Below are 13,174 nucleotides of genomic sequence, written 5' to 3' on the forward strand. Positions count from 1 at the left end.
CGCTCCTTCCCGCGGAAAACCGGAGCAGCTCCCTTCGGGCCGGAAGGCCTCGAACAGGGGCGGTGCGTCCGTGTATTTTAAGTATGAAGGGTGAAAAAGTGTTCGTCAAGACCAAAAATGAAAAAATTTGGAAATTTTGGGGATAGTGGATAAAATATTAACAAATTGAAAAACTTTTTCGTTTCTTCCCGCAAAGCCCAAGAAAAGCGGTGAAAATCGTATGGCTCTTATTGAACCCCAAACATGGGTGGGGTATAATAAAACACATACGCAGAAAATAACAGCGCGGCGCATGAAATGTTTTTGCGGTCATCCGCGTTATAAAGGTATAGAGAAAACATCCCCGGCAGGTATAAGCACAGCGGCCGGGGCAGGGAAAGGGGAAGAATAAGGATGCCTACATACCGGGAATTCAGAGAACAGGTCCGGCGGCGCAAGCGCAAACGGGCAATGCGCCGGGCGCTGCTCTTTGTGGTTGTGGTAGCCGCGGTGATGGCGGCGGCTTACGGTGTGATCCGGCTGACCGGCGGCCTGCCCTGGGCAGGTGAGAGCGGCAGCACGGCCCAGAGCGGCAGCGCAGCCCAGAGCGGCAGCACGGCGCAAAGCACCACCCAGAGCCAGACCACGCCGGAAAGTGAAAGCACACCCCAGAGCGAGAGCACGAGCCAGCCTGCTGCCAGCCTTACCGCACAGGATGGGGCCGCCGCGTGGGACACCATGCAGCCGCTGACCAAAACGCTGGACCAAACGATCAACTCGCCGGACTTCCGGCTGCTGGCGGTGCCGGAGAACGGCCAGGTGGACATGAAATACTTCGACCGTACCGCCATTCTGGGCGACAGTGTGAGCCAGGGCTGGAACGTGTTCGGAACTTCCGATATGAAGGAGCACGCCTTTGTGTGCGCCTATAAAAACATTGGTCCCAGCCAGGTGGTGAACAACGAGGTGGCGGACCCGGGCGATGGTTCGGGCCGTGAGCCGGAGGCCATCTTCGATACCATCATCAACAGCAATCCCAAGCGGCTTTATATTCTGCTGGGCACCAACGCTTTGGTGCGCAACGATGATGCGGCTGAGCAGTCGTACCTGGCCTACTACAGCCAGATGCTGGACAAATTCCGGGAGGCGCTGGGCAGTGAGGTGGCCATTTACGTGCAGTCGGTCACACCGGTGCGGCCGGGGGTAAGCCAGCCGGGCCTTTACCGGGAGCGTATCCAGCGGGTGAACAACGAGCTGGCCAAGATGGCGGTGGAGAAGGGCTGCTACTTCATCAACCTGCACGATGTGCTGGCGGATGAAAACGGCGACCTGCGGGCGGACCTGGCCGCGGCGGATGGTGTGCACCTGAATGCATCGGCCTATCCGCTGGTGCGGGATTACCTGACCACCCATACGGTATACAACCCGGAGAACCCCTATCTGGAGGGCAGCCCCTATTATAAGGCTGCCGAATAACCGCCGCTTTCTGAGCAGGGCGGGGAAATAACAGGAGAAAACATGGCAAACAGCTATCGAGAATTCAGCAATCAGGTGCGCAGCCGCCAGCGGCGGCGGGCGCAGCGGCGGGTGCTGAGCATGGTCCTGCTGGCGGTGATGGTGCTGGGCGTTTCCGGCATCATCACGGCGGGCATCCAGGCGGTGACCGGCTGGGGCGAGGAGGAGCCTGCCTCCAGCGAGACGGTGCAGCCGGGGCTTTCCGGCAGTGTGCTGGCGCCGCTGCCCATGCAGAACCCGGTGGTGGATACCAACGAGACCGGCTTTGAACGGATGGGTCCGGTGCAGCAGACCGGGGAATATACCATCAAGACGCTGGGCTATAAGGACATTGTGCAGCCGGAGTGCGGCCTGGTGGACAGCACCAAATATCTGCCGGGCGTGGTCTTTCTGGGCGACAGTGTGACCGAGGGCCTGGACCTTTACGAGAACCCGGCCAAGGGCGTGGCCACGGTGCTGGGCTACCGGGGCGCGGTGCCCAGTGACATTGTGAACCGTAAGAGCATGAACCGGTACCAGTCGGAAACGGTGGTGGCCACCGAGGTGGCGCTGGACATCATTGCCCAGAAGCAGCCGAAGGCGGTGTACCTGATGTTCGGTGCAAACGCACTGGCCACCAGCGCGGACGAGGCGGTGGAAAAGGGTTATTTCGGCTACTACGAGCAGATGATCCCTCTGATCCGGGAGGCGGCGGGGCAGGATGTGGAGATCTACATCCAGTCCATGACGCCGGTGACCACCGACTACACCAACACGAATCTGAACAACGAGCGCATCCAGCGCATCAACCAGCAGCTGGCCCAGATGGCGCTGGCGCAGGGCTGCCATTATCTGGATGTTTACAGCGCACTGCTGGACGAGAGCGGCGGGCTGAACCCCAGCTACACCACCGAGGGCCTGCATCTGAACTCGGGGGGCTACGGGGCCTGGATGGATTATCTGCTGCGGCACGTGGCCTACAGCAGCGATCTGGACTACGTGATGGGCAGCACCTATTATCTGGCGGACAACGCCTGAGCAAATTAGAATGGATAACAAAAAGCAGCCGATGGGAGTATCTCCCACCGGCTGTTTTTTGTTATCGGGAAAACGGAAGAGGGCAGCAGGGCGAAGCGCAAAAAAGCCGAGTGCGGTACGGCAGAGGTTCCGCACTCGGCTGATGACCGGGTTGATGAAAAGGAAAGTCAGCGTACGCTACTGAAGAAAAAAGTTCAGTGTGGGCTTATCAGAAAAAATATTCCGCACCCCGTCAACGGTCGGGTCCGTCAAAAGGCAGTTAGAGTATGTCGCTGAGGAAAATCCGATGCGTACCAGTAACCGTCCCGCACTCCGCTGCCGATCGAGTCGTTAAAAAGGCAGTTAGCGTACGTTGCTGAGGAAAGCCGGGTGCGAAACGGCAGGCGTACCGCACTCAGTTACCGGTCGGGTCGTTAAAAAAGTCCGGTGATTTTGCCGTTTTCGTCCACGTCGATGTTTTCGGCGGCGGGCTTTTTGGGCAGGCCGGGCATGGTCATGATGCTGCCCATGATAACAACAACGAAGCCCGCACCGGCGGAAAGCCGCACATCGCGCACGGTCATGGTGAAATCGGAGGGCGCAGCCAGCAGCTTCGCGTCATCGCTGAAGGAATACTGGGTCTTGGCAATGCAGACCGGCAGATTGCCGTACCCCATGGCCTCGATCTCGGCCAGGGTTTTCAGAGCGGGTGCGCTCCAGGTCACATCCTTGGCCCGGTAGATCTTCTGCGCAACCGCCAGAACCTTCTCTTTCAGAGGCAGCTCGTCCGGATAGGTGAAGTTGATGGCGGTGTCGTCCTGCATGATGTCCAGCACGGTCTGGGCCAGCTCGGTGCCGCCCTGGCCGCCCTTGGCAAATACCTCAGCCAGCGCGCAGGGCACGCCCAGCTCGGCGCAGATCTTCTTCACGCAGTCGTGCTCGGCGGCGGTGTCGGTGGGGAAGGCGTTGATCGCCACGCAGACCGGCAACCCGAAATTGCGCATGTTTTCCACATGACGGCGCAGGTTGTTCGCACCGGCGGTCAGATAATCCAGGTTCTCCACACCCAGCTGATCCTTGGGGCATCCACCGTGATGCTTCAGGGCACGCACGGTGGCCACAATCACCACCGCATTGGGGGACAGACCAGCCTTGCGGCACTTGATGTCCAGGAACTTCTCGGCACCCAGATCCGCGCCGAAGCCCGCCTCGGTCACCACGTAATCCGCCAGGCTCAGGCTCAGACGGGTGGCCATCACGCTGTTGCAGCCGTGGGCAATGTTCGCGAAGGGACCGCCGTGGATGATCGCCGGGTTGTTCTCCAGAGTCTGGACCAGGTTCGGATCAAAGGCATCCTTCAGCAGGGCGGTCATGGCGCCCGCCGCGCCAATCTGACCCGCGGTCACCGGCTGACCGTCGTAGCTGTAGGCCACCACAATGCGGGAAAGCCGTTCTTTCAAGTCCTTCAGATCGGTGGCCAGGCAGAAGATCGCCATGACCTCGCTGGCCACGGTGATGTCGAACCCATCCTCACGGGGCACACCGTTCACCTTGCCGCCCAGACCGTCGGTCACAAAGCGCAGCTGACGGTCGTTCATGTCCACGCAACGCTTCCAAACGATGCGCCGGGGATCGATGTTATGGGGGTTGCCCTGGTATACGCTGTTGTCCACCATGGCCGCCAGCAGGTTGTTGGCCGCGCCGATGGCGTGCAGGTCACCGGTAAAATGCAGGTTGATGTCCTCCATGGGCACCACCTGAGCGTAGCCGCCGCCGGCCGCGCCGCCCTTGATGCCGAATACGGGTCCCAGGCTGGGCTCGCGCAGGCAGAGCATGGTCTTCTTGCCCAGAGCGTTCAGGCCGTCCGCCAGACCGGTGCTGATGGTGGTCTTGCCCTCGCCGGCCGGGGTGGGGCTGATGGCCGTTACAAGAATCAGCTTGCCCTGTTTTGCCTCCCGCTTTGCCAGCTTGTGGTCGATCTTTGCCTTGTATTTGCCGTACAGGCTGATCTCATCCTCCGAAAGACCCAGCTTTTGCGCAACCTGGGCAATGGGCTGCAGGGTGGCTTCCTGTGCGATCTGAATATCCGATTTCATGGCGCTCATCCTTTCCTGTTCCGGGCATACACCCAGCAAACAACATCGGCCTGCCCGCGCCGGGGCGCAGACGGGCCGGTGATCCTTTTCTTTCTTCTATAAGGGTACCAAAATTCGCCCCATCTTACAAGCATCACACAAGAAGTCGCACTTCTTATGCCCGGCAGATTTCCCCCGGCGGTTTTGGTTGTGAAACCCCGCGCCGGTATGCTATACTATATTCTGTATCCCTATGCGCTTTTTTCTTTGACGAATTTACCGGATTTTTGTAAATTTAAAAGCGTTTAATACTTTTTGTAAAAGGTGAGACCGGAATGCTGCACAACGAAACCCTCCATTATCTGGATAACGCCGCCACCACCATCGTGGACGAAGCGGTGGCGGATGCCGTCCGCAAGGCCATGGTCGAGCACTGGGCCAACCCCTCCAGCCTGTACGGCCCCGGCTGCGAAAGCCGCCGCCTGCTGGAAAAGGCCCGCGCCGGGGTGGCAAAGACCCTGGGCGCCGCCCCGGAGGAGGTGTTCTTCACCGGCTGCGGCTCTGAGAGCAACAACATCGCCATTCTGGGCGCAGCCCTGGCTCGGAAAAGCTGGGGCAAACGGGTGGTGGTGAGCGGCTACGAGCATCCCAGCGTGGCCATGCCCATGGAACGGCTGCGGCAGCTGGGCTTCGATGTGGTGACCATTACCCCGGACGAGACCGGCCATCTGGACCTGGATGCCTTCGTGAACGCGGTGGACAAGAACACCATTCTGGTGAGCTGCATGCAGGTGAACAACGAGATCGGCACACAGGTGGATGTGAACCGGCTGGCAAAGCGGGTGAAGGAGAAGAACCCGCGCACCGCCGTGCATGTGGACGGGGTGCAGGCCTGGCTGCGGGTGCCGGTGAAGCTGGACGGCATCGACAGCTTCACGGTGAGCGGGCACAAGATCCACGCGCCCAAGGGCGTGGGCGCATTGTACCTGCGCCGGGGCTATAACATCGAGCCGCCTTACCTGGGCGGCGGGCAGGAGCGGGGCCACGGCGGCGGCCAGGAAAAGGGCGTGCGCCCCGGCACCGAAAACCTGCCCTACGCGGTGGGCATGGCCAAGGCTGCGCTGATCGGCTACAAAAACATGGCCGAGCGCACCGCCCGCATGGCACAGCTGAACCGGCGGCTGCGCGAAGGACTGGCCGCAATGCCCGGCCTTGTGTTCAACAGCCCCGAGGACGCAGTGGCCGAGGTGGTGAACGTGAGTACCATGTGCATCAAGAGCGAGACCATGCTGCATTTTCTGGAAACGAAGAACGTGTATGTGTCCAGCGGCTCGGCCTGCTCAAAAGGCGCAGCCAGCCACACCCTGGCCGCCATGGGGCTGGAGCCGCTGCGGGCGGACACCGCCCTGCGCATCAGCCTTTGCGGCAACAACACCGAGGCGGATGTGGACGCGCTGCTGGCCGGCCTTGCCGAGGGCATGCAGACGCTGGCCCGCATCCGGTAAAATCGTCAGGATCTGACCCAAAATAAAGGAGTTAACCATTACAATGAAAGAAATCATCATGTGCTACCAGGGCGAGATGGCCCTGAAGGGCCTGAACCGGGCCACGTTTGAATCGGTGCTCAGCAAATCCCTGCGCTGGCGGGTGAAGGATCTGGGCAACTTCCAGGTCTACAAGGCCCAGAGCACCATGTACGTGGAGCCCCGGGACGAGATGGCCGAGGCCAACATGGAGGAAGCCTACGACCGGGTGAGCAAGGTGTTCGGCCTGGCTGCTCTCAGCCGCGCCGCTGTCTGCGAAAAGAACATCGACGCCATCAAGGCCACCGCCGAGGAATACCTGGGCCCTGTCCTGCGGGGGCTCAAGACCTTCAAGGTAGAGGCCAAGCGGGCCGATAAATCCTTCCCGCTGAAAAGCCCCGAACTGTGCCGGGAGCTGGGCGGCTTTTTGCTGAGCAAGCACCCCCACCTGCGGGTGGATGTGCACCATCCTGACATTGTGGTCATGGTGGAGGTGCGGGACTACGGCGCCTACGTGCACGGGCCCAAGGTGCCCGGTGCGGGCGGTCTGCCGGTGGGCACCAGCGGCCGCGCCATCACCATGCTCAGCGGCGGCATCGACAGCCCGGTGGCTGCCTGGTACATGGCCCGCCGCGGTCTGGCGCTGCATCACATCCACTTTGCAAGCCCGCCCTATACCAGCCAGGCCGCACAGGATAAGGTGCGGGATCTGGCCCGGGAAATTGCCCCCTACACCGGCAACTGCGTGCTGTACGTGGTGCCCTACACCACCCCGCAGGAGTACATCCGGGACAATGCCCCCGACGTGCTGTTCACCGTGCTCATGCGCCGCAGCATGATGCGCATTGCCAACCGGATCGCCAAGGACATCGACGCCAAGGCTCTGGTCACCGGCGAGAGCCTGGCCCAGGTGGCCAGCCAGACCCTGTATGCCCTGGCCTGCACCGACGCGGCTCAGGACCTGCCGGTGCTGCGCCCGCTGATCGGTATGGACAAGAGCGAGATCACGGTGGTGGCCCGCAAGATCGGCACCTTCGAGACCAGCATCCTGCCCTTTGAGGACTGCTGCACCATCTTCACCCCGCCCCACCCCAAGACCAAGCCCACCCTGGCCGAGATCGAGGCGGCGGAGGCTGCCATGCCCGGCCTGGCCGAGTTGGAGGAGCAGGCGGCCGCAAACGTGGAGCGCATCCGCATCGACATGCGGGACCAGAAGCAGGAGGACGACCTGTCCGAGCTGGAGGACTTTTAAACAATAAGGCGCGCCGGAGGTGGAAAACTCACCCGAAGGCTGCGCCATCAGCAAACCGTGGGAAAGAGGGAAACCAAGTTGAAGGCGGAGATCATTTGCGTGGGTACCGAGCTGCTGCTCGGCGATATTCTGAATACCAACGCCCAGTTCCTGGCCAAGGAGCTGGCGGCGCTGGGCATCGCGGTCCACCACCAGTGGGTGGTGGGCGACAACGAGGGCCGTCTGGCCCAGCTGGTGGGCGAGGCGCTGGAGCGCAGCGACCTGCTGGTCTTCTCCGGCGGGCTGGGTCCCACGGCGGACGACCTGACCAAGGAGACGGTGGCCCGCTGCTTTGACGATACCCTGCAGCTGGAGCCCTCTGTTCTGGAAAATATCCGGGCCTACTTCGCCGCCACCGGCCGGCACATGCCGCCCCACAACGAAAAGCAGGCCATGGTGCCCCAAAAGGGCGGCTGGTTCGAGAACCACAACGGCACCGCCCCGGCGGTCTGGTTCCAGAAGGACGGGAAACGGGCGGTGCTGCTGCCCGGCCCACCCAGCGAGTTAAAGCCCCTGTGGACCGAGCAGGTGCGGCCTTTCCTGGCAGGCGAAACCCGGCGGGTGCTGCACAGCCTGACCCTGCGCATCACCGGCATCGGCGAGAGCCACGTGGAGGAACAGGTGGGCCATCTGTTCGAGAACGAGAACCCCACCGTCGCCATCTACGCCAAGACCGGCGAGGTGCAGATCCGCATCACCGCCCGGGCCGCCAGCCATGAGGAGGGCGAAGTGGCCTGCCGGGCCTATGCGGAACAATTCCGCGCCATTCTGGGGGATGTGATCTACGGCGAGGATACAAACGACCTGGAGCACACTCTGGTGCAGACCCTCGCCGAAAAGGGCCTGACCGTGGCCACTGCCGAGAGCTGCACCGGCGGCCTTGTGAGCCAGCGCATCACCCAGGTGCCCGGCTCCTCGGAGGTGTTCGGCTTCGGCTTCTGTACTTATGCCAACGAAGCCAAGCACAGGCTGCTGGGAGTGAGCGAGGCAACGCTTGCCACCGTGGGGGCGGTGAGCCGGCAGACTGCCGCACAGATGGCGCTGGGCGCGGCCCGGGTCAGCGGGGCGGACATTGCCGTCTCGCTCACCGGCATCGCGGGCCCCGGCGGCGGAACTGCCGAAAAGCCGGTGGGTCTTGTCTATGTGGGTGCAGCCCGGGGCGATGAGGTCTATGTGGCAAAGCTGCTGCTGGGCAATCGGGACCGGCAGAGCATCCGCATCAGTGCCGCCAACCGGGCGCTGGACTATGCCCGGCGGCTGGCGCTGGGGCTGCCCATGCCCGGCGCGGACAAGCTGAGCGCCGAGGAACTGGCGCAGCAGAAACAGGCGATGAGATGAAGAAGTAACAACGACAAGGAAGAAAAGGGAAACGAGGTGGAGAAAATGGCGCAAGCCAACCGCATGCTGGCGCTGCGGCTGTTCGGTGTGCCCCAGGCGAGGGCCCAGGCGGTGCTCAAGGCCGCCGCGGCTCAGGGCTGCCCGGGCCTGCGGCTGCTGAGCCGGGAAGAGGAGCTGGTGGTCTGCGTGAACGTGCAGGCCGACAACGAGGCCGAAGCCAGCCGAATCTGCAAGCAGTGGAACGAATACTTCCGGGAGCAGTTCGGCCCGGCGGTATTCGGTGAAGGCGATACCGAGCTGGCCAAAGCGGCCCTGACCGGGCTGGCAAAAAAGCACAAGCTGTTCGTGGCGGCGGATGAGGCCACCGGCCATCTGCTGGAGGCGCGCATCCGAAGCGAGAAAGAGGCCGCAGCGGTCTACGATTTCGGCGACCACAGCTACCGGCATCCCACCAAGGCGGACCGTCTGGAGCCGCCCCGGGCCCTGCTGGACAAATACCCCGACTGCCCGGTGCAGCCGGCGGCGGGCCGGGCCCATCAGGCGCTGGCGCTCTCGGGCGCGGACTGGGCGGTCAGCTACCAGCCCGCCCAGGGCGTGCAGCCCGGCTTTGTGCTGGTGTGCGGGGCAAAGACCGTCTACCTGCATGTGCTGGCCCCCAGTGCTCAGCCCGGCATGCTGGCTGCCAACTGGATCTTTGACATGCTGCGCCGCCTGGCTTTGGGCCTGGAGACGGCAGAAGGGGTGCAGAGTTTTGTCTACGGCAAGCCCGCTCCGGTGCTGCCGGTGCTGAAAACCCCCGTTCCCCAAAAGACCGAGACACCCCGGCCCCGCCCGGCGGCAGCACCCCAGCCAAGCGCGCAAAACGCCGCCTGGCAGAAGACCGGCGGTGCGGTGCCTCCGGTGAGCCGGGCGGCCAACCTGCGCAGCGCCGGCCGGCAGCTGTTCGATGAATCCGCCCAGCTGCCCGAGCCGCCCGCCAGAAAACGGAACCCGGCCAGCCGTCCGCTGGCCTGCCTGATCCTGGTGCTGCTCATTGCGGCCGTTGCCTTCGGTGTGGTGTGGCTGGCCGAGCGGCCCGCCGCCCAGCAGATGAGCGGCGCAGGCTACGGCACCGCCGACTACGACACCGCCGCCCGGGATTACCTGACCCGGGCCCAGGAGGACAACAGCAAGGTGGCGGCCTACCTGGCCCTGCCCAAGCTGGGCGGCACGCTGGTCTACCAGCCAAACGCGTCCCAGCCCGGCCAGGCGGTGGGCCTTGCGGTGCAGGCGGCCCAGGGCGACGAGCTGGCCCGCTTTGTGAGCAGCGGCCAGCCCGGCCAGGCCCGCACCAACCAGATCGTGGAATGCCCTGAGGGCAGCATCCGGCAGCTGAGCGAGCTGGATGAGGAGGAGCTGCTGCGGGACAACTGCGGCTTCACCCTGTACACCGACGGCAGCACCTATCGTTATAAGGTTGCCGCCGTCTTTTATTGGGACCCGGCCGAAACCGGCGAGACCGCCTTTGATCTGTACGGCCTGCAGGATCTGAGCGACCAGCAGAATTTTCTGAACTTTGTGCTGGGGGTCAAGGCCCGCAGCCTGTATGAGATGCCGGTGGACCTGGAGGACGAGGACAGCTTCGTCACTCTGGTGGCCGATGCATCGGACGGCTCCGGCCGCAAGCTGGCGGTCACCGGCCGGCTGCAGCGGCAGGATGAGGCGGGCTTTTTGCTGGGCCGTCAGATCGTTCAGGCGGACCAGCCCCTGCTGCCGCTGGCCATGTATGCGCAGACCGGTGAGGAGGTTCCCTCGGTGGAGACCTTACATCAGTATTGGATGAACTGGTACGCCACCGGCGGCGCCACCAGCAGCGATGTGCAGCAGGAGAGCGGCATGCCTCAGGAGGATCAGGTGGTGGAGGGCGTGCACCCGCTGGACCCCAACGCCACCCCCATTCCCACCCTGACGCCGCCGCCCACCGACGCGCCGGCTACCCCCAGTCCCAAGCCCAGCGCTACAACGAAGCCGGGCACCACGCCCAAGCCCGGAGCCACGCAGGCGCCGGATGCCACCCAGGCACCCCAGGCGACCCAGGCTCCCGGCGGCAATACGGCACAGCCTACCCCGGCTCCCCAGCCCACCCAGGCGCCTCAGCCCACCGCCACGCCCAGTGCGGGCACCATTACGGTGACCATGAACGGCGTGCGGCAGGAGATGGATCTGGTGGAATGCCTGGCCATGATCGCCCGCAACGAGCTGGGCGCGGGTGCCCCCATTGAGGCCTACAAGGCCCAGATGGTGGCCGCGCATTCCTGGATTCTCAGCCAGGGCGGCGCGCCCAGTGTTTCCGGCCGGGAGCCCAACGAGACCATCCGGCAGGCAGCCCGGGAGGTGGCCAACCAGATCGTGACCTACAACGGCCGCGTGGCCTTTACTCCCTACTTTGCCAGCGCCGCCTTCGGCACCTGCCCCAGTGAGGATGTGTGGGGCTCCTCCCGCCCCTATCTGGTGGCAGTGGAAAGCCCCTACGACCAGCAGTATGCCAGCAACTGGAAGAACACCCGTGTGTTCACCGAGCAGGAGGTGGCCGACCGGGCCATGGAAAAGCTGGGCGTGGACCTGTACGCCTACAGCGAGGACCCCAATGACTGGTTCGGCGACATTGTGAAGAATTCCTCCGGCTATGTGACCAGCCTGCGTCTGGGCACCGCCACCATCACCGGCCAGAAGCTGCAGGTGAGCGTGCTGGCAGGCTTTGCCGGGCGGGATATCCGCAGCGCAGCCTTCGACATCGCTTACGCGGACGGCAGCTTCAGCATCACCTGCTACGGCTACGGTCACGGATGCGGCCTGTCCCAGTACGGCGCCTGGGGCTATGCGGCCAACGGCTGGACCTACGACCAGATTCTGGCCCATTACTTCCCCGGTACCACCCTGTCGGCTGTGGGATGATCGGCAGGAAGCTTTAAAATCCGCATGCGGGGCGTTTTCCCAAGAGGAAAGCGCCCCGTTTTTTTTGATATCAATGGGGAATTATGTAGGAAAAGCTATGAAAAGTTTGGGGTTTCTGCGGCTGAATGCACAAAACAGGAAAAGAGGATTTGTGCGAAAAGGAAAAAATTTGTGAAAATACTCCCCAATTCGACGGGAATACGGTATAATAACCGTTGTTACTTTTTTGATACTTGTTGGAAAGTAGCCCCCGGGGCCATGTCTCCGGGCCGTTTTGTCAGCCGCCGGTCAAGCTTTTCTGTCTTTCCGGCGGCTGTTCCGTGCAATCAACCAAATGAGCAAAAAAGAAAGGGGAACCTGCGTGGAAAACCCGGCAAAGAAAAATTGGATCAAGATCCTGGTGATCGTTGTTGCAGTGGTGCTGCTGGCTGGATGCAGCGCCATGGCCTATCTCTACAGCCAGATCGCCCCGGCCCTGGACGAGGGCGAGGCGGGCACTCTGAACCAGCAGACCGACCCGGACATTGAGGCCGGCGGCGACCGCTTTTACAACCTGCTGATGGTGGGTATCGACTACGATGCCGACGACGACGGCCGTGACTACGCCGAGGGCAAGGGCATGACCGATGTGATCATGTATGTGCAGATCGACCGGGACAGCGGCAAGGTGAACGCCTTCCAGATCCCCCGCGATACCTATGCGGGCGAGGATGTGGGCGACGGCATCAAGACCAGCACCGGCAAGATCAACGAGGTCTACGCCAACGGCCCGGACCAGAAAAACAAGATCAACAACCTGGCCAACAAGATCTACGAGCTGTTCAAGCTGCCGGTGGACGATTATGTGGTCATCGACATGCAGGCCTTCAAGACCATGCTGAACAACATGGGCGGCATCGAGATGTATGTCCCCTGGGACATCGTCACCGTGGATAAGGTCACCGGAATCGAGAATACGGTCTGCACCCAGGGTACCCACCGGATCAGCGGCGACACCGCCGAGCTGATTCTGCGCAACCGGAACTACTCCACCGCCGACTACAAGCGGCTGGAGACCCAGCAGTACTTCTACGCCGCTCTGCTCAAGAGCCTGCTGAACGACTATACTCTGGCCGATTACTACAGCACCTGCAAGGTGGTGGCCCATTACATCGACACCAGTCTGGACATCACCGAGATCTGGGGCCTGTATGCCACCATGCTGAAGGTGGAGCCGGAGAACATCTACATCGTGCGTGCACCCGGCGGCGCGGCCAACATCAACGGCCACACCCAGGTCTATTATGTGGACCGGGAAAGCTGCGCTGAGATTCTGAACGAGCACTTCCGCAGCCCGGAGGCTCCGGTGGAAGTCGAGAAGCTGGGCCTCATCACCGGCCAGACCTACCTCTATGGCATGAACATCGACGAGGGCCGCACCATGGGCGACGTGATGACCGATGCCGAGGAGGGCGAGGCCGAGCTGGCCGCCTCCTCCGAAGCGGCATCCTCTGAGGCTGCCGAGGGATGAACCGCCCTGCAAA

8 protein-coding genes are annotated in these 13,174 nt (G+C 62.7%); 7 read left to right on the forward strand and 1 reads right to left on the reverse strand.

Translation table 11 applies throughout. From position 1 onward, the window contains the following. Positions 1-393 precede the first annotated feature (393 nt). Together J7G73_RS00115 and J7G73_RS00120 are read left to right on the forward strand one after the other, a co-directional pair. Complete coding sequence (locus J7G73_RS00115; RefSeq protein WP_291244769.1) at positions 394-1,455, forward strand: GDSL-type esterase/lipase family protein; 1,062 nt, start codon at positions 394-396, stop codon at positions 1,453-1,455. A 42-nt stretch (positions 1,456-1,497) separates the two neighbouring features. Continuing rightward, the gene (locus J7G73_RS00120; protein ID WP_291244770.1) at positions 1,498-2,511 is read left to right on the forward strand and encodes a GDSL-type esterase/lipase family protein; all 1,014 of its coding nucleotides are present in this window, start codon (positions 1,498-1,500) and stop codon (positions 2,509-2,511) included. A 413-nt stretch (positions 2,512-2,924) separates the two neighbouring features. On the opposite strand, the gene J7G73_RS00125 is transcribed toward J7G73_RS00120, so the two are convergent. Then, positions 2,925-4,586, reverse strand: a complete 1,662-nt coding sequence (locus tag J7G73_RS00125) for a formate--tetrahydrofolate ligase (RefSeq protein WP_291244771.1) — start codon at positions 4,584-4,586, stop codon at positions 2,925-2,927. A 314-nt stretch (positions 4,587-4,900) separates the two neighbouring features. On the opposite strand from J7G73_RS00125, the gene J7G73_RS00130 reads away from it, so the two are divergent. From J7G73_RS00130 to J7G73_RS00150, 5 genes are all read left to right on the forward strand, one after another. After that, a complete protein-coding gene (locus J7G73_RS00130) occupies positions 4,901-6,070 on the forward strand; it encodes a cysteine desulfurase family protein (protein ID WP_291244772.1) in 1,170 nt (389 codons plus the stop codon). Between the two features lie 43 nt (positions 6,071-6,113). Further along, on the forward strand, positions 6,114-7,340 hold the full coding sequence (thiI, locus tag J7G73_RS00135; RefSeq protein WP_291244369.1) for a tRNA uracil 4-sulfurtransferase ThiI: 1,227 nt from the start codon (positions 6,114-6,116) through the stop codon (positions 7,338-7,340). A 78-nt stretch (positions 7,341-7,418) separates the two neighbouring features. Then, a complete protein-coding gene (locus J7G73_RS00140; RefSeq protein ID WP_291244773.1) occupies positions 7,419-8,717 on the forward strand; it encodes a competence/damage-inducible protein A in 1,299 nt (432 codons plus the stop codon). Positions 8,718-8,762: 45 nt separating this feature from the next. Beyond that, entirely contained in the window at positions 8,763-11,651 is a 2,889-nt protein-coding gene (locus J7G73_RS00145) for a SpoIID/LytB domain-containing protein (protein ID WP_291244774.1), read from the forward strand. Positions 11,652-12,012: 361 nt separating this feature from the next. After that, positions 12,013-13,161, forward strand: a complete 1,149-nt coding sequence (locus J7G73_RS00150; RefSeq protein WP_291244775.1) for an LCP family protein — start codon at positions 12,013-12,015, stop codon at positions 13,159-13,161. The last annotated feature ends 13 nt before the right edge of the window (positions 13,162-13,174 follow it).

Source organism: Allofournierella sp., from assembly GCF_017889395.1.
Classification (GTDB): Bacteria; Bacillota; Clostridia; order Oscillospirales; family Ruminococcaceae; genus Allofournierella.